This is a genomic window from Selenomonas oralis (assembly GCF_051603425.1).
GTDB lineage: Bacteria > Bacillota > Negativicutes > Selenomonadales > Selenomonadaceae > Selenomonas > Selenomonas sputigena_A.
This window is the reverse complement of the sequence record NZ_CP194411.1, coordinates 1,100,421-1,126,553: the sequence shown is the minus strand read 5'-3', so window position 1 is coordinate 1,126,553 and position 26,133 is coordinate 1,100,421. Positions and strand designations below refer to the sequence as shown.

At 59.2% G+C, this 26,133-nt stretch carries 24 protein-coding genes and 1 CRISPR repeat array; of the genes, 11 read left to right on the top strand and 13 right to left on the bottom strand.

All coding sequences use genetic code 11. The features are described from left to right. Positions 1–157: 157 nt before the first annotated feature. The 5 genes from ACRTGH_RS05310 to ACRTGH_RS05290 all read right to left on the bottom strand — a co-directional run bounded on the left by ACRTGH_RS05310 (position 158) and on the right by ACRTGH_RS05290 (position 4,186). Complete coding sequence (locus ACRTGH_RS05310) at positions 158–1,042, bottom strand: Rpn family recombination-promoting nuclease/putative transposase (protein ID WP_368847514.1); 885 nt, start codon at positions 1,040–1,042, stop codon at positions 158–160. Positions 1,043–1,185: 143 nt separating this feature from the next. Then, complete coding sequence (locus ACRTGH_RS05305; protein WP_368847513.1) at positions 1,186–1,554, bottom strand: YkvA family protein; 369 nt, start codon at positions 1,552–1,554, stop codon at positions 1,186–1,188. A 14-nt stretch (positions 1,555–1,568) separates the two neighbouring features. Continuing rightward, positions 1,569–1,934 carry a toxin-antitoxin system HicB family antitoxin gene (locus ACRTGH_RS05300; protein WP_368847512.1) on the bottom strand — a complete coding sequence of 122 codons (366 nt, stop codon included), beginning with the start codon at positions 1,932–1,934 and terminating at the stop codon, positions 1,569–1,571. 52 nt (positions 1,935–1,986) lie between these two features. Next, on the bottom strand, positions 1,987–2,229 hold the full coding sequence (locus ACRTGH_RS05295) for a type II toxin-antitoxin system HicA family toxin (protein WP_368847511.1): 243 nt from the start codon (positions 2,227–2,229) through the stop codon (positions 1,987–1,989). Positions 2,230–2,341: 112 nt separating this feature from the next. Beyond that, complete coding sequence (locus tag ACRTGH_RS05290) at positions 2,342–4,186, bottom strand: acyltransferase family protein (RefSeq protein WP_368847510.1); 1,845 nt, start codon at positions 4,184–4,186, stop codon at positions 2,342–2,344. A gap of 306 nt (positions 4,187–4,492) precedes the next feature. Between ACRTGH_RS05290 and thiT the strand changes: the two genes are divergently transcribed. The 8 genes from thiT (at position 4,493) to ACRTGH_RS05250 (ending at position 12,365) form a co-directional block, all read left to right on the top strand. Beyond that, entirely contained in the window at positions 4,493–5,134 is a 642-nt protein-coding gene (thiT, locus tag ACRTGH_RS05285; RefSeq protein WP_368847509.1) for an energy-coupled thiamine transporter ThiT, read from the top strand. A gap of 52 nt (positions 5,135–5,186) precedes the next feature. Beyond that, the gene (gene rarD, locus ACRTGH_RS05280; protein WP_368847508.1) at positions 5,187–6,065 is read left to right on the top strand and encodes an EamA family transporter RarD; all 879 of its coding nucleotides are present in this window, start codon (positions 5,187–5,189) and stop codon (positions 6,063–6,065) included. 246 nt (positions 6,066–6,311) lie between these two features. After that, on the top strand, positions 6,312–7,496 hold the full coding sequence (locus tag ACRTGH_RS05275; protein WP_368847507.1) for a YibE/F family protein: 1,185 nt from the start codon (positions 6,312–6,314) through the stop codon (positions 7,494–7,496). A 4-nt stretch (positions 7,497–7,500) separates the two neighbouring features. Beyond that, positions 7,501–7,932, top strand: coding sequence for a PaaI family thioesterase (locus ACRTGH_RS05270; RefSeq protein ID WP_368847506.1), 432 nt, complete (start codon positions 7,501–7,503; stop codon positions 7,930–7,932). Positions 7,933–8,077: 145 nt separating this feature from the next. Next, positions 8,078–9,208, top strand: a complete 1,131-nt coding sequence (locus ACRTGH_RS05265) for a hypothetical protein (RefSeq protein ID WP_368847505.1) — start codon at positions 8,078–8,080, stop codon at positions 9,206–9,208. A gap of 117 nt (positions 9,209–9,325) precedes the next feature. Continuing rightward, entirely contained in the window at positions 9,326–10,786 is a 1,461-nt protein-coding gene (locus ACRTGH_RS05260) for a nicotinate phosphoribosyltransferase (RefSeq protein WP_368847504.1), read from the top strand. A gap of 80 nt (positions 10,787–10,866) precedes the next feature. Continuing rightward, positions 10,867–11,194: a CRISPR direct-repeat array (repeat unit 37 nt; unit sequence GTTTCAATACCGCAAGCGGTATGTATGTACATGTAAG). Positions 11,195–11,560: 366 nt separating this feature from the next. Next, complete coding sequence (locus tag ACRTGH_RS05255) at positions 11,561–11,722, top strand: hypothetical protein (protein ID WP_368847503.1); 162 nt, start codon at positions 11,561–11,563, stop codon at positions 11,720–11,722. A gap of 91 nt (positions 11,723–11,813) precedes the next feature. Then, positions 11,814–12,365, top strand: coding sequence for a hypothetical protein (locus tag ACRTGH_RS05250; protein ID WP_368847502.1), 552 nt, complete (start codon positions 11,814–11,816; stop codon positions 12,363–12,365). Between the two features lie 161 nt (positions 12,366–12,526). Here ACRTGH_RS05250 and ACRTGH_RS05245 read toward each other — a convergent pair whose 3' ends face one another. Further along, positions 12,527–13,333 carry a zinc-ribbon domain-containing protein gene (locus tag ACRTGH_RS05245; protein ID WP_368847501.1) on the bottom strand — a complete coding sequence of 269 codons (807 nt, stop codon included), beginning with the start codon at positions 13,331–13,333 and terminating at the stop codon, positions 12,527–12,529. A 198-nt stretch (positions 13,334–13,531) separates the two neighbouring features. Here ACRTGH_RS05245 and ACRTGH_RS05240 point away from each other — a divergent pair, with 198 nt between their 5' ends. After that, the gene (locus tag ACRTGH_RS05240; protein WP_368847500.1) at positions 13,532–14,425 is read left to right on the top strand and encodes an Rpn family recombination-promoting nuclease/putative transposase; all 894 of its coding nucleotides are present in this window, start codon (positions 13,532–13,534) and stop codon (positions 14,423–14,425) included. A gap of 61 nt (positions 14,426–14,486) precedes the next feature. Here the strand turns inward: ACRTGH_RS05240 and ACRTGH_RS05235 are convergent, their stop codons facing one another. The 4 genes from ACRTGH_RS05235 to ACRTGH_RS05220 all read right to left on the bottom strand — a co-directional run bounded on the left by ACRTGH_RS05235 (position 14,487) and on the right by ACRTGH_RS05220 (position 19,454). After that, on the bottom strand, positions 14,487–15,446 hold the full coding sequence (locus tag ACRTGH_RS05235) for a zinc ribbon domain-containing protein (RefSeq protein WP_368847499.1): 960 nt from the start codon (positions 15,444–15,446) through the stop codon (positions 14,487–14,489). Between the two features lie 107 nt (positions 15,447–15,553). Next, complete coding sequence (locus ACRTGH_RS05230; RefSeq protein WP_368847498.1) at positions 15,554–16,495, bottom strand: DUF805 domain-containing protein; 942 nt, start codon at positions 16,493–16,495, stop codon at positions 15,554–15,556. A gap of 91 nt (positions 16,496–16,586) precedes the next feature. Next, a complete protein-coding gene (locus ACRTGH_RS05225; protein ID WP_368847497.1) occupies positions 16,587–18,047 on the bottom strand; it encodes an SH3 domain-containing protein in 1,461 nt (486 codons plus the stop codon). A 45-nt stretch (positions 18,048–18,092) separates the two neighbouring features. Next, positions 18,093–19,454: an MATE family efflux transporter gene (locus tag ACRTGH_RS05220; RefSeq protein WP_368847496.1), complete on the bottom strand. Its 1,362-nt coding sequence runs from the start codon at positions 19,452–19,454 to the stop codon at positions 18,093–18,095. A 461-nt stretch (positions 19,455–19,915) separates the two neighbouring features. On the opposite strand from ACRTGH_RS05220, the gene ACRTGH_RS05215 reads away from it, so the two are divergent. Together ACRTGH_RS05215 and mmuM are read left to right on the top strand one after the other, a co-directional pair. After that, the gene (locus ACRTGH_RS05215; protein WP_368847931.1) at positions 19,916–20,764 is read left to right on the top strand and encodes a MerR family transcriptional regulator; all 849 of its coding nucleotides are present in this window, start codon (positions 19,916–19,918) and stop codon (positions 20,762–20,764) included. Next, a complete protein-coding gene (gene mmuM, locus ACRTGH_RS05210; protein ID WP_368847930.1) occupies positions 20,761–21,690 on the top strand; it encodes a homocysteine S-methyltransferase in 930 nt (309 codons plus the stop codon). The genes ACRTGH_RS05215 and mmuM overlap by 4 nt, the downstream gene beginning before the upstream one ends. Before the next feature lie 83 nt (positions 21,691–21,773). On the opposite strand, the gene ACRTGH_RS05205 is transcribed toward mmuM, so the two are convergent. The 3 genes from ACRTGH_RS05205 to ACRTGH_RS05195 all read right to left on the bottom strand — a co-directional run bounded on the left by ACRTGH_RS05205 (position 21,774) and on the right by ACRTGH_RS05195 (position 25,986). Beyond that, positions 21,774–23,675 (bottom strand): PTS fructose transporter subunit IIABC, encoded by a 1,902-nt coding sequence (locus tag ACRTGH_RS05205; protein WP_368847929.1) that lies wholly within the window; start codon positions 23,673–23,675, stop codon positions 21,774–21,776. Positions 23,676–23,746: 71 nt separating this feature from the next. Beyond that, positions 23,747–24,658 (bottom strand): 1-phosphofructokinase, encoded by a 912-nt coding sequence (gene pfkB, locus ACRTGH_RS05200; protein WP_368847928.1) that lies wholly within the window; start codon positions 24,656–24,658, stop codon positions 23,747–23,749. 203 nt (positions 24,659–24,861) lie between these two features. Continuing rightward, positions 24,862–25,986, bottom strand: coding sequence for a 4Fe-4S dicluster domain-containing protein (locus ACRTGH_RS05195; protein ID WP_368847927.1), 1,125 nt, complete (start codon positions 25,984–25,986; stop codon positions 24,862–24,864). Positions 25,987–26,133: the final 147 nt, after the last annotated feature.

Sequence of the window (26,133 nt, the reverse complement as noted above, 5' to 3'; positions counted from 1 at the left end):
CGAGCCGAATCCGGCTTGTGTGCAGCCTTTTGCATTTGGCTAACGTTGACCGCTGCTGGCCTATCCAAGAAGCAAGCCCGCAGGGCGCAGCGGATTGGTCAATAGGTCGTATGCGAAAACGTTCCAAGAACGCGAACCGAAGGTGAAGCGTGATTGGCTAACGTTGACCGCCGCTGACCAAAGCTGCATACTTTTCACGCTCTGCCATGGGAATCTGCAGCACATCCATCGCCTTTTCCACGGAGAAATTCATGCTTTTCATCACATTGCGGATGGAGGCAATCGTCGTTTCGAGCACACCCTGCGACAAGCCTTCCTGCCGGCCATTCTCCCGTGCCTCTTTGGCGCGAACTTCCAAGGCTCTTTCCTGATCCCAGGCAAAATTCAACATATCGAAAACCTCCTCCTTGTGCTTTTGACGAAAATATTCCCCCAGATAGTCATTGGCAATGCAATAGCGTACAGCTTCGCCCACGGCAGCTTCGAGCGTACTGCCGTTTTTGACATTCTCTCGTACCTTGGCGATGAATACGCTGTAGCTCTTGAGAGCATGACATTTTTCCAGAATCGGACGATTCGTCTTATCGTTGATGTTAAAAACTTTAACGGCAAGCTCCAAATCCCCCTTGCGTCCTGCGAAAGCGTCGGACAGATGCAATGCCCAATCATCGGGCATGTCTTCCTCTCCATTGTAGAATACATAGAATTTCGGCGCCGGAAGCGGAAGCAATTCTTTTTTATAAACGGCATCATGATCCACATAGCGACGGTAAATTTCTGAAAGATACATCAATAGCCTCAATGGTATATTCGCATTGAGGGTGCTTTGGTGTTCGGTAAGAAGCACATGCCTCTTCGCAACGATGAAACTGACATCATTTTTGACGCCCGTGAAAAGTGTTCCATCAATTGTAGTGAGCATTATATCGTCAGGCGTCGCCTTGCTGCCGAGAAGCGCCTCATAAATTTCCGGCAGGCGTTCTACATTGTTGAAAATATCTCGGAAAAGCGAATCTTTATAATTGCGCTTTGTCGTCTTCATGCACTTGCCACCTCTCATCCATATTATACTATATCCACACGGGAGCGACAAGAATGGCAGATGGCGCGGGCAAACTCAAAAGGCTGCACACGAGCCGAATCCGGCTTGTGTGCAGCCTTTTGCATTGGCTAATACTTTCCCATTCAGCGCAGCATGGCGATGATGCCCCAGACGAGGAAGACCGCCCAGGCGATGAGAAACATCGAAAGTCCGAGCAGGATCAGCGGCAGACGGCGGGCAAGCCGCTCCGCATCCGCCTCGCACTCCCGACGCACATACGAGGGCAGCAGCCGGCTGAGGCCAAAGACAGCTGCCGGCAAAACCGCCGCATCATCGAGCATCCCGAAAAATGGGATCGTATCCGGAATGAGGTCGATGGGACTGAAAAAATAAATCAGCCCGGCGACAAATGCCGCCTTGACAGCCCGCGGCGTCCCGCGATGCCGGAGCGCCACGAGCATGACAAGCAAATCGTCGCGAAACATCCGCCAAACAAGAAGAATCTTCCCCATAAAAAATCCTTTCGTCACTTTGCTGCAGGGGATTGCAGGCCCCTGGCAATCAAACACATAGCCAGTTGATTCAGGCTGACTCCTTCCGCTTTTGCGCTCATCGCCAAATCCCGGTGCAGGCTCTTCGGCAAACGCAAATTGAACCTGCCGCTGAAATTCTCCTCTTTCATCGGTTCTGGAATGTCTATTCCTTCTTCCAGCGCCGCTTCCAGCCAACATTTTTTCGCATCATCCAGCATGACAAGAAGCTCACCTTTTGTTTCAGCCTGCGTAATACAGCCCTTCAGCTCCATGATATGTCCCACATATCCTCCGGCGGGATCCGCCTCGATAATCTCGCGATACGGAAGCGCCATATAATACCGCATATCTTTTTTCACGTGCCGATCCCTCCATCATTATGATTCAAACCTTTTAAACTGCCTTATTGTTTTATTTTTCCAACATCGCAAGCGCCTCAATAACCAATTTGACATACATTTCTTTCACATAGGGTTCGTTTTTAGGAATCGTAATAATCGGACATCCTTGTTTCCGAAAGATATAATGACTGGAGCCGCCTCCCGGCTGCCTCCTGCAGTAGCCAAGCCTCAGCAGTATTTTTTCCACTTCATCAAAAGATACGGTTTTGGGATTATTGCGGATGCGTGCGATAAGTTTCTCCCATCTGCTCAATTTCTTCTTCCCCTTCTACATGGTACCATATTTAACACCATGTCGCAAGCACCGTTCCCATCAACGGCTAAATCAAATGACAATCGCTGCAGGTCCGCAGCGATTGTCTGCCTTATCTCCTCGCCGCAAGCGTCTCGGCCATCGTGTCGTGGATGAGCTTTGCGTACTGCTCGACGCCTGCGTTGTTCGGGTGGACGCCGTCGCCGGAGAGCCATTCGGGATGTCCCGAAATCAGGCCGTACCAATCGACCACTGTTACATTGCTGTGCTCGGCGGCAATCTTATTGATATAGGCATTATTCGGATCCTGCCACTTGAGATGCGGGCAGTAAACATTGACCCAGAAGATGCGGCGCTTAGGGCCGAGCATAGCCAAAAGCTGCTTCGTCTGCGCCTCATAGCGTTCATTTCCGGAAATCGGGCCGTTCGTGCCCAGAGAAACGACGACGAGATTGCCGAGCCGCCCCTGCGCGGCCAAATTCTGCGCCGCCTCTATACCGCCGCCCACATAGCGCGACACCTCAGCGTCAACCGCGCAGCCGGGCAGAACCTCCTGCAGGCTCCCCGCCGCCGAAAGCATGACAGAATCGCCGATGCAGGCCGCATCATTGAGGCGCACAGCCTGCATACGAGCCGCCTTTTCCTCCGCTTCCCTCGCAGCTTCAGCCTTGGCGGCTGCCTCCTTCTGGCGTTCCAGCTCCGCCGCGTTTTGCTCGAGCCTCGCCTTGAGCTCCGCCTGGCTTTCCGCTCGCGCGCTGTAGCCTGCAGGCGCCGCCAGTCCCCTGCAGCCAAAGCCCATCAAAAGCACGCCGCCCATCGTGACGGCAAGAAAAAACACGCCCTGCAAATAGACAAGGCGGCCGCCGATAGCGGGCAACTCCCGCTTCATGACGCTCTTCGTCAGCGCCTCCGTCCACATCGCTAAGAGCACGATGAGGAGGAGCGCCCAGAAAGGATAGTCCGGGCGGCTGTCCCAGCCCTTTTGCTGAAACCAATAGATCACGGGGTACTGCCAGAGAAAAATGCCGTAGCTTCTCCGTCCGATCCAGCGAAAAATCCTCGCATCGAGAAACTTTCCTATGGTCATGCCCCTGTCCGTCGTGACGGCAAGCAGGAGGCAGAATACAAGCGTCAGCAAAAACATGCCGCCTTGGTACAAAAAGGCGCTTTCCCCACCGAGAAGCGCGTAGGCGACGAGCACCGCGATGAGAAGGAACTCAAACGCCGCGAATTCCAGCACCTCCTGCCAGAGCGCACGGATCTTCGGCGCGGAATGCCCCGCATGGCAAAGCCCCATCGCCGCCCCCATCAAAAGGGCGAAGATGCGCGTATCCGTGCCGTAGTAAAGGCGCGTCACATCCAGATCCGGCCGGTACTGAAGCGGCATGAAGAGCGCCGTACCGAGACCGAAGAGCGCCAATACGGCGACGCCGGCATTTTTCCCAAAGGCACGGGCAAGCACGACATAGAGCAGGAAAAAGAGCGGCCAAAGAAGGCAATACTGCAGCTCGATGCCCATGAACCAGAGATGCGTAAACGGCGAAGCGTTGGCAATGCGCGCGAAGTAGTCCGCGTTCTGCGCGATCTGCCACCAGTTGTTGTAGCCGAGCACAACGGAAATCGCTTCCTCGCGGATGTCGCCCACGGCTTCCGGCTGGAAAATCGCATAGATGCCTGCGACAGCAAAAATCATGACAAGAAGCGCGGGATACATGCGCCGGATGCGCTTCCCATAATAGCGCAAGAGCCGGAAATCACCCGCCAGACGCTCATTCTCAGAAGTGTAGGCGAGCAGGTAGCCCGTGAGAACAAAAAACAAGGATACCCCCAGGTATCCTCCTTTCACCACATCGGGAAACATATGGAACAGCGTGACCCCGACAATCGCAAGGGTCCGCAGCGCATCAATCCCCTGGATCTGCCGCGCCGCCGCGTCCTGTCCGACATAATATGCCATAGCCATCTTCTCCTTTGCGTTCACCATTATCCCACAAAGAAACGCTTTCAGCAAGGGAAAATCCTGCCAATTGGCAAGCCGCCGCCTCGCCCGCCAAAGCTCCTGCGCAAGCCCGGCGGCAAGGGCAAGGCCGCAGACTGCGGCAGAGAAACTGCCAATTCTCTAGGATATGCAGACAAATAAAGCGTCATGCAGTATAATGAATTCGGAAACCGTCCTTTCGGCGGACCGCACCATAAATAAACGACACGCACGAACATCCGCCTTGCGGGCATTGTGCGCCTCCCTTACATGAAAGGAGCTCTTATGGACACGCTGATACAAAATGCCGCAACCGTACTCGAACATCCGACGAGCCTCGTCGTTCTGCTCGTCGTGCTCTTCGCCATCCTGGCGCACCTCTATTTCCGCCGCGTGCGCCTCACGACGCCGATGCTCGTCACCATCGCCCTCATGCTCGCGATGACGATCATCCTGCACCAGTTCCGCCTCTACCACATGCCGCAGGGCGGCAGCGTGACGCTCGGCGCGATGGTGCCGCTGCTCTTCGTCTCCTATCGCTACGGCGTCGGCACAGGCTGCCTCGCCGGCTTCCTCTACGGCCTCTTCAACATGATGCAGGATCCCTACCTGCTGCACCCCATCCAGGTGCTCTTCGACTATCCGCTGCCCTACATGGCGCTCTCGCTCGCGGCGCTTTTTCCCGCGCACCGCATGGCCTCGACGGCGCTCGCCTTCCTCGCGCGCTTTCTCTGCCATATCGTGAGCGGCGTCGTCTTCTTCGCCTCCTACGCACCCGCAGGCACCAGCCCGCTCATCTACTCGCTGACCTTCAACGCGACATACCTCGTACCCGAATGCCTTATCTGCTTTGCACTCCTGAAGGTGCTGCCCGTAGAACGGCTCATGGCTGCGATGGATCGACGGACAATGCCGCGCGCGCATTGACCCTTTTCGCCGCATCCACGCTTCACCTCCGACAAAGGAAGTTTTTCATCTCATGGAACAAAAAAAGCGCGGCATAACCGCCGCCATATCGACCTATCTGATCTGGGGCTTCCTTCCGCTCTACTGGAACCTCCTTTCGGCGGCCTCCGCCGCCGAAATCCTCGCGCACCGCATCTCGTGGTCCTTCGTCTTCATGCTGCTCGTACTCGCCGCTTCCAAACGCTGGCAGGCTTTTCTCCAGGATTGCAGCGCGCTCCGCCAAGATAGGCGGCGCGCGCTGCTCCTTTTCGGCGCCTCCGTCATGATCACCCTCAACTGGCTGACCTACATCTGGGCGGTGAACAACGGGCATGTCATCGACACGAGCCTCGGCTACTACATCAATCCCCTGATGAACGTGGCTCTGGGCGTCGTCCTCTTCAAGGAACGGCTCACCCCCTCCACCCGCCTCAGCGTATTTCTCGCCTTCCTGGGCGTCATGCTCATGACCATGCAGCTCGGCAAATTGCCGTGGGTATCGCTCGTGCTCGCCGTGACCTTCGCACTCTACGGCGCGATGAAAAAGAAGCTCGCGCTGCATCCCTTTTCGAGCATCACCCTCGAAACCCTGTTCGTCCTGCCTGTATTCCTGCCCTACGCCGTTTGGCTCTCCGGCGAGCCGACAAGCCAGTTTGGTTGGGCGATGCCGCAGACGACGCTCCTCCTCATCGGCGCCGGAGCCGCCACCGCCACGCCGCTCATCCTCTTCTCCTACGGTGCAAACCTCCTGCCGCTGAACGTCCTCGGCTTCTTCCAGTACATCAGCCCGACCATCGCGCTGCTCCTCGGCATATTCTTCTTCCACGAGCCCTTCGGCGCAGCGCAGCTCTCCGCCTGCGCCTGCATCTGGGCGGCGCTCCTAATCTTCACGCTGTCAGAGCGCGTGCGGTGAGCTGCCTTTTGATGTGATGCATGAGCATCGCCGCGCCGAAGCGTCCGTGCGCTCTGCACATTCCGCACAAATTCGCCTTTGTCGTCCATATACGCAGTACAAAGACGCCGGCAGGCAAGAAATTTTCCGCCGGATCTGCTATAATATAAAGCAACTTTATGAATCCTCGGGGCACTGCATCTTTTGTCCGAAATCCGGCATAGATTTTCCTCAGCCGCGCCGCCCCTGCCGTTAGGAGATGTCTCCATGAAAATACAGCCGCGCCGTTTTTCTTTGTTCCTCGTCTTTTGCTTTTGCCTCATCGCCGCAGTCTACGGGCTTTTTCACCTGCCGGCCGGGGAGGACGACGATCCGCCGACGTACAAGGCGGAGATCCTCTCCGTCGAGGAAATGGCGCCTTCCACAAAGGCCTTTGCGCCAGGCAGCGCACAGTACCGTGTCACGCTTCGCCTTGCCTCCGGTCCGGCAGAGGGATCGGAGGTAAAGATCGTCCATCAGACGCTCAACAATCCGGCCTTTGACATTCATCCCGAAGAGGGCGAGACGGTCATCGTGCGCGAGGTGGCCGGCTCCTATGCCATTGTCGACTACAACCGCCTGCCCGGCGTCCTCTGGCTGCTCTTCGGCTTCGCGCTTGTGCTCATCCTGTTCGGCGGCATGACGGGGCTTCGGTCGCTTCTCGTGCTGCTCTTTGCCGTCCTGCTCATCGCCAAGGGGCTGATCGCCTTCATCCTCTATTCGCCGTCGCACATCCTGCTCTGGACGTTCCTCATCGGTTCGGCCATCACGCTCGCGACGCAGCTCGTCGTCAACGGCGCCAATGTCAAATCCGCCGGTGCGATCATCGGCACGATCGGCGGCATCTTCGTCGCGGGGCTTCTCGCCCTCGCCGCGATTCATTTCACCTATCTGACGGGCATCGCCGAGGAGCAGGCGGGTATGCTCAAGGCACTCTATCTGAAGGATGTCGATTTTCGCGAGCTCCTGTTCTCGGGCATCGTCCTCGGTGCGCTCGGCGCCGTCATGGACGTCGCTGTTTCCATCGCATCCGCGCAGCACGAAATGAAGCTGCTCGCGCCCAAGACGACGTTTCGGGTGCTCGTCGCTTCCGGCCTGACCGTAGGGCGCGACGTCATGGGCACGATGGCGAACACGCTGATTCTCGCCTATATCGGCGGCGCTTTGCCGCTCATCCTGCTGCTTTCGGCGCAGCCGAACATTTCCTTCGTGCATGTCGTAAACCTCGATATGATCGCGACGGAGATCGTGCGCTCGCTGATCGGCAGCATCGGGCTGCTCTTCGCCATCCCGATTACGGCCTACGCAACGGCCTACCTCGTGACGCGGACGCCCGCGCCCCGGCGGCATGGCAGGGCGCTTGCCGTGGAAGATGCCGAAGCGGACAAGGCTGCCCCGGAGCAAAGGAGGTGATCTTATGGATTTTCCCTTGACGGAGCGACAGAAAGAGATCATCCGTTTTTACCACCACAATCCCTTCATCGACTATATCCGCGCACAAGTCGTGCCGCTGCCCGACGGGACCGTGGAGCTGCGGCTGACGATAGAGCAGCAGCATACAAACCTCTACAACATCGTGCACGGCGGCGTGCTCATGACGCTCGCGGACACAGCGATGGGCGCGGCTGCACTCGCACGCAACAAGAAGGTCGTGACGATGTCGCTCTCCATGGATTTCATGCACGCCGTGCCGCTCGCCAAGACGATCACGGCGACGGGCATCTGTCTGCACGACGGCAGCCACGCGATGACCTTGGAGAGCGAGATCGTCGACGCTGAGGGCAAGCTCTATGCCAAGGCGCACGGCACGTTCTACGTGCTCGGCAAGTTCATCGAGGACGAGGAATGAACCCGGCTGCCGAAAAGCGCCCTGCCCGGGAAGAAATTTCCTATCGGACAAGAGGAAATTTCGGCGGAGGGTTAAGCCGTCGTCCTTCCCCACCGATAAAGAGGATATAGGGATATATCCATGCATACCCAAGGAGGGGCACGCAATGTTTGAATGGATCGGGAAGATCAGCGACTATACCTCGATGTGGCGCCTGAAGAAGGAAGCCAACTATCGCATACGCACGGGGCAGGCGATCTCTCTGCGCGACGGCAAGCAGCAGATCGCGGAGGAAGCGCGCCAAAGACGGCCGCAATCCGCCGGCACGCTCACAAAGGTCACGGACACGACGCGGCTCGCCATCATTTCGCAGAAGGCGCGCAGCGGCAAGAAGCTCACGCCGGAAGAGCTCCGTCTCTTGAAGGAAAACGACGATGCTCTCTATCAGAAGGCGAAAAAAGCGGACGATGCGCGCGAGGAACTCAAGGCGGCGCTGAAGCGCGCCAAAACGAAGGAAGCTGCACGCCGCATCCTCATGGAAGCGCAGCTGAAAGTCGCCATCGAGGCATTGTCGGGAAGCGATGCGGCCGGTCTCTCACCCGCCGCAGCCAATGCGGGCGGCGCAGCTTCGGGCGAAGCGGGCGCAGCAGCCGCAGCAGACGGGGCTTCCGCCCCTGCAGGAGGCGCGTCGAGCTTCAGCGACGGAGCCGCACCCGCCGCCCTTGCAGGCACGGGCGAAGCAGCCGCGGCCAACGCCGCCCCGGCAGCCAATGCCGCAGATGCGGCGAGCGTACAGGAGGCGCCGTCGGGCGCGGCCGGCGCGCAGACCGCAGGCGCAGAGAGCGCAGCGGCAAAAGACGGTGCGCATGACGGCAAGGCGCACGACGCCGTCGGCGAGAAGAAGCCTTCGTTCCTCGAAGAGCGCCTCGCCGCGCTCAAGGCGAGCTACAACCGCGCAATGGACGAGCTGGAAAACGCGAAGAACGCAAAATGCGACTTCGACGACACCTATATCATCGTCCTGCGCGCGCTTGCCGACGAATGGCGCGAATTCACCTCGTCCAAAGCCTGGGAAAAGCTTCCCGAAAACGAGCGCGAAGCGAAGCTGCGCGGTGCGAACGGCAGGGTGAACAACTACGGCAGGCAGGGCGTGGATGTCCTGCTCTCGATGGCGGATTCCTACAAGATCGCAGGCAAAACGGAAATGCCGACGCTCATCGACCTCCTCGCAGGAGGCGCGGCTCCGACATCCCCTGCGCCCGTCCGAAGCCCCGGCAGTGTGGACCGGAGGCTCTAAAACGGAAAAGGACAGGATATTCGTTCAGAGGAAATAACAAGAAGAAAACGCTGGCTGGAAAGGCGCAAAAAATATGCGCCGCAGCCGGCGTTTTCCATCAGGAAAGGACGCACGGCAATGGCACAGTTTGAATCACGCAATATCACGATGATGATGGATCTCTATGAGCTCACCATGGCGTATGGCTACTTCCGTGAAGGTGCAGAGGCGCGAAAGACGCGCGCTTCCTTCGATGTGTTTTTCCGCCGCCATCCCGACGGCGGCGGCTTTTCCATCTTCGCCGGGCTCGAGCAGATCATCGAGTATATCGAGAACATGCACTTTTCGGCGACAGACATCGCCTACCTGCGCGATCTCTCCCTCTTCGACGCGGACTTTCTCGACTATCTCGCAGACTATCGCTTCACAGGGGACATCCGCGCCTTTCGCGAGGGAACGATCATGTACCCCGAAGAGCCCATATTGACCGTGACGGCTCCCATCATCGACGCGCAGCTTGTCGAAACAGCCATTCTCGCCGAGATCAACCACCAGTCGCTGATCGCGACGAAGACACGCCGCATCGTGCGTGCGGCGAGCGGACGCGGCGTCTCCGACTTCGGCGCGCGGCGGGCGCACAATGTCGACGCCGCTGTCTACGGCGCGCGGGCGGCCTACATCGGCGGCGCGGGCTCGACGGCGACCGTGCTCGCAGGCCAGCTCTTCGGCATCCCCGTCAGCGGCACGATGGCGCACAGCTGGATCATGTACCACGAGGACGAATACACAGCCTTTCGAAAATACGCCGAGACGTATCCCGACAACGCCGTTTTCCTCATCGATACATACGACGTCATGCATTCCGGCGTCCCGAACGCCATCCGCGCGGCAAAAGAAGTGCTCGCCCCGCTGGGCAAGCGGCTCAAGGGCGTGCGCATCGACTCGGGCGATCTGGCCTACCTCTCGAAACGCGTGCGCACCCAGCTCGATGCTGTCGGGCTCACAGACTGCAAGATCATCGCCTCGAACAGCCTTGACGAGTACACGATTTCCTCGATCCTCAACGCGCAGGGCGGCAAGATCGACGGCTTCGGCGTAGGCGAAAGGCTCATCACCTCAAAGAGCGAGCCGGTCTTCGGCGCCGTCTACAAGCTCGCCGCCATAGAAAAAGACGGCAAGACCCTGCCAAAGATCAAGGTCTCCGAAACCGTCGAAAAAATCACGAACCCCGGGCGGAAGAAAATCTACCGCATCTACGACGAAGCAGGCCATGCCATCGCCGATCTCATCGCCCTGGCGGAAGAAACCGTCGATATGAGCCGGCCCTACCGCTATATCGACCCCAAGAAGCCATGGAAGAGCCGCTTCTTCACCAACTGCACAGCGCGCGAACTGCAGCACGACGTCATAAAAGACGGCAAATGCGTGGCACAGCGGCCGTCCCTCGGGGAAATCCGCAGCTATGTGAAAGAGCAGCTCGACAAAGAGATCTGGCAGGAAGAACAGCGCTTCGAGAACCCCCATACCCACTATCTCGACATGAGCCCCGCCTATTATGAAATGAAGCTCGCACTCCTAAACGACATGCAGCAGTATTGACGCATCAGCGGCATCGCTGACACCAAAGCAGAATAGATATGCAAAAGCAAAGCCCACCGGCAAATCGCCGGTGGGCTTTGCTGTCAATACCGCAAGCGGTATGTATGTACATGTAAGTGGGAAAAGCGTTGCAGGAATGGCTTCATCTCGGAAGGTTTCAATACCGCAAGCGGTATGTATGTACATGTAAGATGGAAAGTGCTGGCGTTTGGGGAGTGCTTCGAATAGTTTCAATACCGCAAGCGGTATGTATGTACATGTAAGCAAGAAGAAGAGGAAGAACGGGAAGAACTTTTCCGTTTCAATACCGCAAGCGGTATGTATGTACATGTAAGCCGCTTCCCGGAAGCTGGAAAAGCTGGAAATGCTTTGTTTCAATACCGCAAGCGGTATGTATGTACATGTAAGACTGTCCCCCGCAGCCCTTGAAAACACTGGGCTCAGAAACGGATTTCTGAGGCTTCCGGCTTTTGGGGCCGATTTTGTAAAGTGACGGGAATTTTTTTGTTTCAACAGCACCCCCAAAAAGTCCTTTCAAGCCAATAACAGCAAGGAAACATTTGTCCACGTAAAAAACCTGAGGGTGAGGCCGTTTTCGGCAAATTCCTCAACCCCACGGGAAAAGTATATCATACGAAACAATTGCCTGTCAAGGAAGCGCTGATAAAATAAAGTCCGTCAGATTGGTGCAGATTTTTCGACTTGCCAAGGAGGAAAACCGGACGCATAGCGGGGCTATGCGGAGGATTTGCCGACGCAGGCAGGGCGGAAAAGATGCACCAAGATGCCGGTGCTGAATTTATCAACGCTTCCTCAGACGCCGGCAAGTTTTTGAGGGTTTCGCGGATTTACGGCAGGAAAAAGCGGCTGCTCCGCATCGATGGCGTGCAAGCCGGTATGATTTTTCTTTTCATCCTGTCATTTTGTACAGGATGAAATGGGCGTCCATCCAGTATAATATATGGTGTATGGAAGCGGCAGAAAGATTTTGCCGGAAGCTTTATGTGCAGAGGAGGATTTAAGGAAAATGAAAAAACTGTTTCGCATCTGTTTCTGCGGCGTCCTGCTGCTTGCAGGCGCTGTCTTTGGCGGCGGCGCGGCGAGTGCGCATACGATGCCCGAATCCGAGGCGGTACTGATCTACCCCCTTGCGCAGGGGAGCCGGGCGTTCACGGCCGAGTTCAAGATCAACATGCCGCTCGAAAAGGCCAGCGCCGTATTGGGCAGGGACTTCAAGGAAGAGGAGAGGGAGATTTCAAACTTCCGCGTCGCATATTACAAGTACAAGTATCCCGATATCACGTTCATAGGGAGACATCTGAAAAGCCATAAGGGGCCGTCGGGCGATCTGCCCATATCTTCCATCCTGTGCCGGTCTCGATCCCTCAAGACGCCTTCGGGCTTCCGCGTCGGAGACCCCTACGAGAACGTTCGGGCGATGTACGGCGAGGGCAGTGTATCGAACAGCGCCAGCCCGCAGCATACGTATTGGTTTGATGGAATATACGGCATGACCTTCGTCGTCGACGAGCAGGGCCTGATCAAGGAAATCGACCTGCACGTGGCCATTACAGGCTGACGTCCCAAGGCTCCGCTTGCCGAGCATATCAGCCGCGGCAAGTTCATCTCCCATGTTCTTGCGTATGTCGCTGCATTTTTCCGGCAGCAATTCATTCCTTGCACCGCACGATAAAAGGCGGACAGCCATTGCAGCTGCCCGCCTTTTATCGTGCCTCCGGTTCATCGGTAAAGGCTGTTGAACTGCGCGTTCGCCTCATCGAAAGCGTACGAGGCGGTCGTGCCGTCGCCGAAGCCGTAGCTGTAGTCGCCGCCGTTCGAGCTGTCGACCATGCCCTTGTAAAGTCCCTGCGCACGATGCACCTCGATCGCGAAGAGAGAGCGCAGCGCGTTGCGTCTCGCCGGATCTACGCCTTCGAGCATGCTCGCGCGGCTCTCCGCTTTGCGCGCGCGCTCCATGACGGCCCGTGCGTCGTTCATCAGGCCGGGGGCGTTGCGAAAGTCCGGATAGGCGCTCAAATGACGATTGGCGCGGCTTGCCACCTCGCCGATGGCAATGTCGATGTCATCTTTTTCCCGCACGAGATCGTTCCATGCCGCCGCATTCTGCTGCGTCTCCAACTTCCTTTGCCCGGACGGGGCGCCAGCCGGCTCCTGTGCGGGGGGCTGCGATGTCTGTGCCGGCGGCGTCTTCGCCGTGTCCGCATCGCTGTTCGTGCGATACAGATAGTAGCCGATGCCGCCCGCAGCGAACAAAAAGAAGGCGAGCACAAGCGCGATGCCGCAGCCGAGCAAAAGCCCCTTCTTGCCGGATGAATCCCCCTGCTGCGGATAGCCGTTCGGCGACGGACCCGGTGCGCCTTGCTGCGGATAACGGTTCGGCTGCCCCGGTGCGCCCTGCTGCCAATTCTGCTGCACGGCGCCTTGCGGTGCGCTCTGCGGCTTCACAAGATTCACGCCCGTGCCGCAATTCGGGCAGGCGGCAGACCCCTCGGGAATCGCCGTGCCGCAGTTTCTGCAATATTTCATCATTTTCCCCCGATCTTGTTCCCCACGTCAAAAAGCAAACATCGTTTCTTCTGCTAAAGATTAAGATTCTCTGTCAAAGCGAATTGTCCTGCAATGCAAGGAAAAGTAATCCGAAGGGAGCAGCAGGCAAAGCATATATTGACAACGCTTACCACAGCACATAATATGATAGTATCACAGAGAGAGGGAGCGGATGCCATGAGCATGCTTAAAGGAGGCGTTCCGAGCGAATATCTTGCCTTGATCCAAAAATTCCGTTTGATCGATGACACGTTTTTCAATGTATGTTTCGACGACAACATCGAGGGAATGCAGCTTTTACTGCGCATTTTCCTCGGGCGCGACGATCTTATTGTCAAGCAGGTGGTCACACAGCAGAGCGCGGACAATCTCTACGGACGCGGTGTTCGCTTTGATGTGCTGGCAGAGGACAGCGACGGGAAGCTTTACGATTGCGAAGTCCAACGGGCAAACGAGGGTGCAATATCGCGCCGGGCGCGATATAATAGCAGTATGATGGATTCGCGTGAATTGGCAAAGGGGGCGGATTTCTCCGACCTGCCGGAAACATGGGTGATTTTCATCACGGAAAACGATATCTATCATGCCGGATACCCGCTCTATCATGTGGAGCGAATGGTGCAGGAAATTCAGCAAACCTTTGACGACGGGGCGCATATTCTCTATGTCAACGGGGCAAATCGCGAGGACACGCCGCTGGGCAGGCTCATGCAGGATTTTTTCTGCGAGAGCCCCGAACGAATGCACTATGAAGAGCTTGCCAAACGGATGGATTACTTTAAGGGAAAACCAGAGGGGGTGAACGCCATGTGCGAACTGATGGAGAAATTCGGTGAGAGGAAATTGGAAGAGGGCCGTGCCGAGGGGCGTGAGGCCGGGCGTGCCGAGGGACGTGAGGTTGGGCGTGCCGAGGGACGTGAGGCCGGGCGTGCCGAGGGGCGCCTCGAATCTGCCCGTGGGACGGCGTTGGCTTTGCTGGGGCTGGGCAAACTCACGCTTTCCCAAATTGCCGCCGCGACGCAGCTGCCGCTGGAAGAAGTCGAGCGCCTGGCCGGAACGGGCGGAGCATAAGAAAAAGGCTGTGCATAAGCCGAACGGGCTATGCATAGCCTTTCTTTTTATTTCTTTCCTCTTACTTCCGCTGCAAATCCATCGCCGCATCGGCGGACGTGCCCTGCGAACGCTTATAAAGCTCGTAGGCTTCGGCGAGGAAAAGATTCATCATATCGACATGTTTCTGCTCATAGAGTGGGACATCGTAGCTCGTGTGATGGAGGCCGTGCTCGGAATACTGCATGCCGTAGACGAGTTCGCCCGCACCGTCGTATTCGTAGTTCGCCAGGATATCCATGTGGTGGTTGAAATGCTCCCATTTCCCCTTGTCCCGATCCCTGCCCAGATCGGGCTTGGACGCGCCGAAACGCACGATCAGGGGAGCGGGATTCCTTTGTTCGCGCCTTTTGGCAAATTCCCGCAGGCTCATGTTCACGGGGCAGCAGGTCAGGACGCGGTGATTTTTTCGGTCAAGCAGGACAAAGATCGGCGTCCTGGGCAGCTGCTTCACGGCGAGAAAGCCGTCCGGGCTGTGCCCATAAGAAGTAGCGATGATATCCCCCTCGAGCGTATCCCCGCAGGCCTCCAGCTCTTCCTGCGATGCCTGCAGGATGTCTTTCACGGGCACAGCGACGTTGTTGTCCAAAGGCGTCTCATCGGCTTTCTTCGGATCTTCCTGATCAATCACCACAGGCGAATCCTGCGTTTGCTGCTTTTGGTACGCATAAAAAGCATAGCCTCCGCCGGCGAGGAGAAGCAGTACCAAAAGCGCCGCAACACCGCCCAGCAGAAACAGCGTCTTGCTCGATCCCGAGGCAGGCGCACCTTGCCGCTGCGTCTGCTGTCCGTCATACGGCGGATAGCCGCCCTGCTGTGCGTCAGGCTGCGGATAGCCGCTTTGCTGACCCGGCTGACCCGGCGCAGGCGGATATGCACTGCCGGTCTGCACGCCCGCGCCGGCGAGCGGAGCGCCGCAGCTGTTGCAGAATCGCTGGCCTTCGGCAAGGGCAGCGCCGCATTTTGTGCAAAACTTAGGCATATTCTTTTCCCTCGCTTCCATGCAGCCGAGCGGGCACGCATCCCATAACCGCGCGGCTATTTCCTATGCGGGCGGCAGAAAAAGAGCCGCCCGCCAAAACTGCGCGGTTAGAACCTTTGCTGCAAAGGATCCGGACCATACGGATTATCGCCCGGCGTTCCCGGCTTGATCCAGAGGAACAGCAGGAAGAAGGTGCCGACCACAGGGATCAGGAAAATCAAAGTCAGCCAGCCGGAAAGCCCGATGTCATGGCAGCGGCGGACGGCGAGCGAGAAGTTGATGACGATCGCCGGAATGTAAAGCACAAAGACAATCAGCGCTCTAAGGATTTCAATAGCCGTCCCCGCGCTCGACAGAACCTCTCCCGCAATACCGGCGATAACATAGAAAATCCCGGAAACGATACTTGTGACAACCATGGTGGCGAACATTACAGCCAGAAAACGCAGAATCGCCGGCTGACGGTTCAAACGCCCCTCGAAGGAGAAGAGCTTTTCCTTGATGGAATTTGCATCGATGTTCGCTCCGCCCGGCAGCGGGTTGGAAGAAGGCCGCCCGCCCATGCCGCCCTGCGCATTCTGTGCGCTAAACTGCTGCGGCTGACCTGCAGGCGGCGCACCGAAACGCTGCGGCTGTCCCCCGGCAGGCTGTGCATCAAAGCGCTGCGGCTGGCCGCTTTCAGGCGGCGTGCCAAAGCGATGGGGCTGACTAGGCGCATCGAAGCGCTTCGGTTGTCCCGGCGCACCGAAGGACTGCGCTCCGCCCTGCGGCGGCTGTCCCTGCGGCGCAAAATTACGGGCGCCCTGGCCCTGCGCCGCATTCCCCATCGCCGGCTGCGCAGCCGGCACCGCTGCGGCTGCGATGCTCTGTCCGCAGCTGGCGCAGAACTTCGCCCCCGGCTCCACGGCAGCGCCGCACTGCGGGCAATGCGTCACCGCAGGCGCGGCATCCGCGGCCTGCGGCGCAGGCGCCGTCTGGGCAGCGCCGCATTCGCTGCAAAAGCTTGTGTCGTCCGGCAAAGGTATCCCGCATCCCACACATTTCTTCATCAAGATCATCCCCTTTATGATACAATAAATATATAAGAACCTATTTTATTGTATCACAAAGGTCCTTTGCCATACAAGACAATCGGCGCAGCTATTTCCCCTCTCTTGAAACGAAACTGCCGATGCTCGTGCAGGCGTCGAGATTCGTGCCGCCGCTGCCCGTGAGAAAATACGCATCGCTGACGAGCACGCGCCGTATGCGGCGGCGCACGATGCCTGCCGGCGTTCTCTCCCAGCAGCCGCTTAAGGAGTGGATGATGTACGGCTTTCCCTCATCCTCGCCGAGAAGCAGCATCACATGCCCCGAGCGAAAGAGAAGGCTTGCCGGAGGCGCGGCGAGCAGCTCCCTTGTCCGCGCCTTCGAGGAGAGATTTTCCAGATCGACGGCGCACGGGAAAACAGCGCTCTTCCTGCCGTCCGGCTCCGTGTCGGACGCCGCGCCGAAAAACGCCGCTTCCTGCCGGTCGGCGTCACGCGGCAGCTCGATGCCCACCGTGCGGTAAGCATCGGCGACAAAGGACGAGCAGTCAACGCTGCCGTCCTGCCCGCCCCAGCCGTAGACATCGCCGAGGCAAGAAAAGGCCGAGCGCAGGACATTATTTGCCGTATAGGGCAGGAAACCGCGATGGAGCGGCAGGGCAGCGGGATCGTCCGCCGCCCTGTCGACGCCTTGCGCATCCCCCTCACGGTAAGGAAGCGGCAGAAAAAGCTCCTCGAGCCTGCCGTCCGCCGCCCTCTGCGGCAGACGGGCAAGCAGCGCCCCGCCGCGCTTTGCCAGCGGTATGCGGCTGCCGAGCTGATAGATCTGTCCGCCTGCCGCTTCGGGCGCTTCGTAGCGATTCGCCGTCACGACGAGGAAGTCCGCAGGCTTCACATAGGAAAGCCATGCCTCGCGGGAGCAAAGGGCGACGTCCTCCTGCGCCAGCCAGCCGCGGTAATAGCGCATGGAAACGAAGAAAAACCTGCCGTCCCGGCTCTCCGCCCATACAGCCAGAGGCTCCGCCGGATCGACCGCCGTCGCCTGCAGGCTGTCGTAGCAGACATCCCCCGGCGTATCGAGCCAGGCGTCCTCCGTCGGCAAAAGGCGCAGATCAGCACGGCGCACCGCGACGCCATAGCGCACGGTATTTCGAAGCGGCAATTCCTCCATGCCGCAGTTTTCAACAACGGCTGCATAGGCCGCATCGGCCAGCGGCTTTTCCGGCGCATACCACGTCCCGCGTGCGGGTGCGGCCTCCTCCATCCAGCGCCGCAGCCCGGCGCGCGAGACGGCGCGCGGCAGATCCTCCAGGCGCACCAGGCTCGGCTCGGCCTCGCGCAGTCGTTCATTCAGCGCCGCGACGTCCTCCGCCGTGCCCAGGAGCCGTTCCCCCGCCGCGCTGCACCAAAAATCCGCCTCAGCACAGCGCCCCGAAAGCGCCACGCCGTAGTCCGGCTGCCGCGCCTCGTTCGCCTCGTCCGCTTTCGGCGTCGCGGAGGCGACAATGGCAGCCGCCGGCAATATGCCGCAAAAAATAGCTGCCGCTGCAAGGCAAACGATGATCCTCCCCATCGCTTCATCCTCCTTCTCGCTGACAAAAAATTCAGTCCCAGTCCTTCATCGTTCCAAGATCACCCCGACCCGCGCCTTTTCCTTCTTTTCCCGAAAGGATTCGGCGGCTCCATGGAGCTGCCAGAAGGAGAGCACGACGGCGGCGGCGTCGGCGGCAGGCACGGCGAGCCATGCGCCGTCCAGCCCGAAGAAGCGCGGCAGGACGAGCAGGAAGATCACGATGCCGGCAAGGTTGCGCACGAAGGACAAAATCGCCGACATCTTGCCGTCGGAAAGCGCCGTGAAGAAGCTCGAAGCGAAGAGATTGAAGCCGCAGAGCAGGAAACTCCAGGAAAAGAGCAGGAAACCTCCGTGGGCGAGCGTATAGACATGACCCCCGTCGGGCAGGAAAAGCGCGATCAAGGGCGCGGCAAAAACATGCGCCGCCGCAAACGACAGAAACCCGAAGGCAAGGAGCACGCCGAGCGACAGGCGCAGCAGACGGCGCAGCTCCCCATAGTCCCGTGCGCCGAACCGATAGGAAAAAATCGGCGCGACACCGTTGGAAAAGCCCATGAATACAGCCGTCAGAAGCATTTCCGCATAGAGGATGATGCTGATCGCCGCGACGCCGTCCGCCCCTGCATAGGCGAAGGTCACGAGGTTGAAGAGGTACGTCGTGATGCCGACGGAGAGCTGCGTGACCATCTCGGAAGAGCCATTATAGGCGGCCCGAAAAAGCGGGCGCAGGGAAAAGGAAAAGCGCGAGAAGAAAATCGTGCGGCTCCAGCGCGAAAAATACAGCAGCCCCAAAACGGCCGCCGTCAGATCAGAAAGCCCCGTCGCCAGGCCTGCGCCGAATACGCCCATGCCGAAAAGCGCGAGAAACACATAGTCCAGCCCGGCATTCACCATCCCTGCCGTAAGAGAGACGAAAAATCCCTGCACAGGGCGTCCGTCGGCAATATAAAAGGCATTGAAAACAATCATCAGGGCGATGCACGGCGCAAAAAAGATATTCACCGCGAGATAGGAGCGGCAGTCCGCATAAAGCTCGGGCGATGCACCCAGAAGCGAAAGAAGCGGCTCCATGAAGAAGAAGACCGAAAGCGCCAGCCATACGCCGAGCGCCGCTCCGACCGCCGCAATCATCGTGAAGCGGCTGCGCGCCAGCGCCATATCCCCCTCGCCCATCGTCTTTGCGACGAGAGCCGAGCCGCCCGAAGCCAGCATGATGGAAAGGCCGAAAACGAGATTCAGCGCCGGATAGACGATATTCGAAGCGGCCAGCGCGAGGCTGCCCGCGTAGCGGCCGATAAAGATGCCGTCCGTGACCGTATATATGGAAATGACCAGCATCATGCCGATCGCCGGAGCAGCAAAGCGCAGAAGCCCTCCGAGACCGAAATGCCGCGCCAATGCGTTCATGCAAAATCCATCCTTTCCCAAGCGGTTGATTCTTGTTATTTTCCAGTGTAAGCTACACGCACAAACGTCCACTTTGTGGACATTGTGCGCCGCCCTTACAGAAACCTGACCAATCGGTCTGCACCTTTGGCTTGACCTCTTGGGGTTTCATGGTAACCTACACGCACAAACGTCCACTTTGTGGACATTGTGCGCCGCCCTTACAGAAACCTGACCAATCGGTCTGCACCTTTGGCTTGACCTCTTGGGGTTTCATGGTAACCTACACGCACAAACGTCCACTTTGTGGACATTGTGCGCCGCCCTTAATGAAAGTTCGCCAATCCGCCTGCGCCCTTCGGGCTTGACTTCTTGGACTTTCATAGTAAACTATACAGTAACTGTAATGTCAAGCCTGCCCTGCAAATCTTTTTCCCATTTCACGAACTCCCGCAAAGCAGGGAAAGAAAGGAGCTGTCGCCATGCCGCGCCGCATGACATTTCACACCGGGGAATTCGCCAAGATCACCGGGGTCAACAAACGCACCCTGCACTACTACGACAGCGAGGGCATATTTCGGCCTGCGGGCGTCGCCGCGAACGGCTACCGCACCTATTCCTTCTGGCAGATCTATCCCTTTCACCTCATACGCACCATGCGCGGCATGGGACTGGAACTGGGAGAGATCAAAGACTATATGAAGGAGCGCAGCCCCGAAAACCTTCAGGAGCTTCTCCAAAGCCAGGAGACCTGGCTCGACGGAGAAATCAAGGAGCTCCTCAGAAAGCGCGCCCTCGTGCGCAGGCAAAGCGAACGTCTGTCCGCCGCCAAAAGCATCACCGTCGGGAAAGTATACGAGGAGCAGTGGGAGAAGGCGACGCTGCTTCTTTCCGAGGCGACGCGCACCTGGGAGGAGCAGGGGCACCATGCGGCAGTGGAAAAGGCCATCGCCGCTCATCTGCGCTATGTGTTGTCCCACGATGTCTACGCAGGCTTCGGCTTCGGCGCGATGGTCGAACGCGCCGACTACATGACGCCGGGACAGGAAGGGCTCATCTGCCGTTACTTCACCCCCACCGCACTGCCCCTGCGCCGTCTGCCGAAAGAATTCCGGCACGAACGCCTCGCCGGGCGCTACCTCGTGACCTATTTCGCAGGCGACTACATGAAGACTGCGCCTGCCTACGCACTTCTGCGCGCCTACCTGGCGGAGCACGCGCTGACCCCCGTCGGCTGCTCCTACGAGGAAAGCCTCATCGACGAAATCGCCGCCTCTGACGAAAAAGACTATCTCACACGCATCGCCATACGCCTGGAGGAACCGTCATGAACCCCATCGAAAAGCGCCTTCGCGAAAAACGCGTCCTCATCCTCGACGGCGCTTTTGCCAGCGAGCTGGAACGGCGCGGCCTCTGCCTCGCCGACGAGCTTTGGAGCGCGCGGGCGCTTCTCGATCACCCCGAACTCGTGCGCGCGGTGCATCTCGACTACCTGCGCGCCGGCGCCGAGATCATCACCACGGCAAGCTATCAGGCCACGCTTGAAGGCTTTTGCCGCAAGGGAGCCGCACGCGAAAAAGCGGCGGAACTCATCCGCCGCTCCGTCCGGCTCGCCCGGGAAGCCGCCGCTCTATACCAAAGCGAAAACCCGGCCGCAGCGCCGCCCCTCATCGCCGCCTCTCTCGGTCCCTACGGCGCCTGCCTCGCCGACGGCTCCGAATACCGCGGCGGCTACGGCCTCACGAAAGAAGAACTGCGCCTCTTCCATCGGGAGCGCCTGCGCCTCCTCGCCGAAGCGCATCCCGATATCATCGCCTTTGAAACCCTGCCCTCCCTCCTCGAAGCCGAAGCGCTGGTCGAGGAGCTGCGTACCCATCCGCAGCTCTCCTGCTGGCTGAGCTTCTCCTGCAGGGATGGCAGGCGCATCTCGGACGGCACGCCTCTCGCCCTCTGCGCCGCGCGTCTTGCCGCCGCACCGCAGGTCGCCGCCCTCGGCGTCAACTGCACCGCACCCGAATTCATCACGCCGCTGATCCGGCAGATTCGTCAGGAAACGAAGAAGCCCGTCATCGTCTACCCCAATTCCGGCGAAACCTACGACACAGAGAGCGGCCGCTGGCACGGCGCGCGCCTTCCGCTCGCTGTCTGCGCCGCCGCATGGCAGGAGGCCGGCGCCTGCATCATCGGCGGCTGCTGCCGCACGCGCCCCGAGGACATCGCCGCACTCGCCGCCTGGGCTAAGAATCTGAACGCATAACATTTCCCGCAAAAAGCGGCCGACCCTGCGCGAGGTTTTCCCGCAGCAGAGCCGGCCGCTTTCTTATCCTGTAAACACGCGCCTTATTCCACGCGCTTCTTGACCAAACCGAGGCAAATCGCGCTGATGATCGCGCCGACAAGAACAGCGACAATGTACAACAGCGGATTGCCGATCGTCGGCACGACGAAGATGCCGCCGTGCGGCGCCCTAAGCGTGCAGTCAAAGAACATCGAAAGCGCGCCGGCCGTCGCCGAACCAATGATGCAGGACGGGATCACACGAATCGGATCGGCCGCTGCAAACGGAATCGCACCTTCCGTGATGAATGAAAGCCCCATGACATAGTTGACAACGCCCGACTTCCTCTGCGCCTCCGTGAAGCGGTTCCTGAAGAACGTCGTCGCCAACGCAATGGCGATCGGCGGCACCATGCCGCCCGCCATAACCGAAGCCATGATACCATACTCGCCCGAAGCCAGCATTCCCGTGCCGACGACATAGGCCGCCTTGTTCACGGGGCCGCCCATATCGACCGCCATCATGCCGCCCATGAGAAGGCCGATCAGGACGCGGCTGGACGTATCCATGCCCTTCAGCGTATCGATCATCCAGTTGTTGATACCGGAAACCGGCGGATTGATCACGAAAAGCATGATGATACCGATCAGGAAAACGCCGAGCAGCGGATAGAGCAGTACGGGTTTGATGCCTTCCAAAGAATGCGGCAGGCCGGAGAACACCTTCTTGAGACCATTCACGACATAGCCTGCAACGAAGCCCGCAATCAAGGCTCCCAAAAAGCCCGCGCCGCTCGCCGAAGCAAGAGCGCCGCCCACGAAACCGACCGCAAGTCCCGGCCTGTCCGCAATGCTCATGGCGATGAAACCTGCAAGAACCGGCAGCATAAAACCGAAGGACACGCCGCCGATATCCATAAGCGTCTTGGCGTACCAGGTATTCGAACCAAAGCTTCCCGGGTTCGCCGGATCAAAGGTATCAAAGAGGAAGGCCAGCGCGATGAGGATACCGCCGCCGATGACGAACGGCAGCATGTGCGATACGCCGTTCATCAGATGCTTATAGATCTGGCGCGTCAGGCTCTCATCCTCCGGCGCGGCGCCCTCCGCCGCATCCGAGCCGCCCGCGTGATGGTAGATCGGCGCCTTGCCCGAAAGAGCCTCGTCGAGCAGCGCGTCCGCCTTGTTGATACCATTCGCGACCTTCGTCTGGATGACCGGCTTGCCCTCGAAGCGCGCCATCTCCACCTTCTTGTCCGCTGCGACGATGATGCAGGCAGCCTCGGCGATATCCGCCGCCGTCAGCACATTCTTCGCGCCGCCCGAGCCGTTCGTCTCCACCTTGATAGGGATGCCGCGCCGCTTTGCGTGCTGCTCCAGGCTCTCCGCCGCCATGAAGGTATGCGCGATGCCCGTCGGGCAGGCCGTGACGGCAAGCACCTTCTTCGCCGACACCTCGGGCAGCGGCTCCCCCTCCGCGGCCTCGTCCGCCGCCGGAGCCTCGAACGTCCCGTCCTCCTTGGCGTCGATGAGCCCGAGGAACTCCTCCTTCGTCTTCGCCGCGATCAAGGCCTCCTTGAAATCCGGATCCATGATCATCGTCGCCAGCTTGCTCAACACCTCGAGATGCACATCTGCCGCCGTATCAGGAGCCGCAATCTCAAAAAAGAGCCGCGCAGGATTGCCGTCCATCGACTCGAAATCCATGCCGCCCGGCACCGTCATCGCCGCAAGCCCCGGCGCCTTCACGCCCGCGCTCTTCGCATGAGGCGTCGCGATGCCGTCCCCAAGCCCCGTCGTTCCCGATGCCTCACGCGCGAGCACATCGCTTTCATACTGCGCCCTGTCCGCCAGATTGCCGCCCTTTTCCATCAGGCTCGTCAAAATAGCAATCGCATCGCCCTTGTCTTTCGGCGACGTGCCGAGCGCGATGCTCTCGCTCTTCAAAAGATCTGTAATGCGCATAGAAGCCGCTCCTTTCCCCATCATTCAACATCATACCCCATGGCGCTCCCTTTTTCGAACCGCGCCGCCGTTCAGCGGCGAATCGTCCGCAAAAGCGCCTCAACCTCGGGCCGTGTCGCGAGATTCTCCGAAAAAGCCGAAGCCGATCCCGTCGCAACTCCCATGAAGAAAGCCTCCTCCAGAGAGCCTCCCGATTCCTCGTACCCCGCGAGGAATCCCGCCACCATCGAATCGCCGGCGCCGACCGAATTCACGAGCGTTCCCTTCGGCGCAGGGCTGCGGTACGATTTCCCATCCTCGGTCAAAAGCAGCGCACCCTCGCCTGCCATCGAAATCAGGACGTTTCTCGCGCCCTTTTCCTGCAGCTTTCCCGCATGAGCCAGAAGCTCCTCCTCCGTCCGCAGTTCCTTTCCGAACATCTCGCCAAGCTCATGGTTGTTCGGCTTGATGAGCCACGGCCCATAGGCAAGAACCTTCAGCAGCAGCCCCTTCGTCGCATCGACGATGATGCGGCAGCCGCGTCCCGCCAGGCGCTCCATGATGCGCTCGTAAATATCGTCGGGCAGCGTATTCGGTATGCTGCCCGCCAGGACAAGCGTATCGCCCTTTTCCAGCTTCTCAAGCTTCCGGAAAAGCTCCTGCTGCGCCGCTTCCGAAATCAACGGCCCCTGCCCGTTGATCTCCGTTTCCTCCTTCGCCTTGATCTTCACGTTGATGCGCGAAAAACCGTCGGGCAGGCGAACGAAATCCGCCCGGCAGCCGAAGCTGGCGAACTGCTTTTCCACCGCCTCGCCCGTAAACCCCGCGACAAAGCCCAATGCCTGGCTCTCATGCCCGAGATTCTTCAGAACCATCGACACATTGAGCCCCTTGCCCCCGGGAAGGATGTTCTCGTACGTCACGCGGTTGATCTCACCCTTTTCCAGTGCGTCGAGCCGCAGGATGTAGTCAAGCGATGGATTGAACGTCACTGTATAAACCATTTCCCTCACCCCAGTCTGAAACCCGTTATCATGGTTTCAGTATACCTTAGTATAAAGGCAAAAACAAGGGAAACTGCGTCAAAATCCACATCGCAGCGCGAAGCGCCGCCGCAGCCGAAAGATCGGAAAGCGGCCTTTTTCGCGCTCTCTTCAAAGGAAATTTTCCTGCCTCCGGCAACAGCGCCGCCAAAAGGCAACCCGCCCTAATCCTCGTGCGGCGAAGAAGGAGCGGCCGCCGTGCGAGCGCCGTCCAGACAAGCGCGGCAGACATCGCTCGCACCTATGGGCTGAAACGGCGCACCGCAAGACGCACAATGCGGCAGCGGCACGCGCCAGCGCTTTGCGGCAGGACTCGCCGTGAGGCGAAGCGCCCCCTTGGGGCAGCGCGCCTGGCAAAGCCCGCAGGACGTGCAGAGCTGCGGATAAAACGTGAGCACAAGCTCCGCCTCCTGCAGCTCCGCCCGAAGCGCGCCGGACGGACAGAGGCGCGCGCAGAAGCCGCAGCCCGTACAGCCGTCAAAGAGCGTGAGATCGCCATGGACTGCAGCCGGCAGAGCGCCGCGGGAAAACGCCCAGACAGGCGTGAAAAACGAAACCGGCGGCGAAAGCATCTCCGCCTCTTTTTTCTGCGCCGCAGCAGCGGTCTCGTATGATGAAGAAGATGCCGCTGTTCCGATGACTGCCGCTCCGTCGCCCTCCCGCGCTTCTCCCGTCGCCACCTCCCCGCCCTGTCCCAAGCGTTCCTTTGCCGCCTGTACGAAATGCAGGAAGAAATCGCGGCGGCTGACCTTTCCTGCCGCAGGCGCTTCATCAAGCACAGCGATGGGCGGCCGCCCTGCCGCCAACAGCGCCTCATTCGCCGCCTCGGCCTCAGCGAGCAGATGGCGATGTACAGCCGGAATGCAGGAACGACATGCGCCGACGATAAGCCGCGCCTCCTTTTGCGAAGCGATCGCCCAGAGGAGGCCGCGCGTCAAAAAGCCGAGGCAGGGAAGCGGCGCAGCGCCTTCGGTACGGGCGGCCGCCTCGCCCGCTGCCGCAGTTTCATCCCATGCGGCATCCCGGTCTGCCCGCTGCGCCGTCTTTTCGCAGGCAAGCAAAACGCGCGGCTGCGCAAAAGCCTCTGCCAGACGCTCCCCATAAGCGAGCTGCGTCTCCACCGCCCCCGCCGGACAGACCGCCGTGCAAAGACCGCAGTCGATGCAGGCCGAAGCGTCCAACATCCCCCACGAAAACGCCCCCGCCGGACAGACCGCCTCGCAGGCGCGGCAAGGCGGCTGCATCTGCCCCTTGATGCACCTCGCCGCCGCAATGCGTATGCGCTCCATCGCTTCGCCTCCTTTGCCAAAAACTCATCTTCCCCATTATAGCAGGAGCACGGAGATTTTTCACGAAACAAGCGCCCGAAAAACCGCGCTCTTTCTCAGCTTCTCAAGCAAAGTGCAGGAAAAATCCTTCCCGGTTTTATTTCAAGC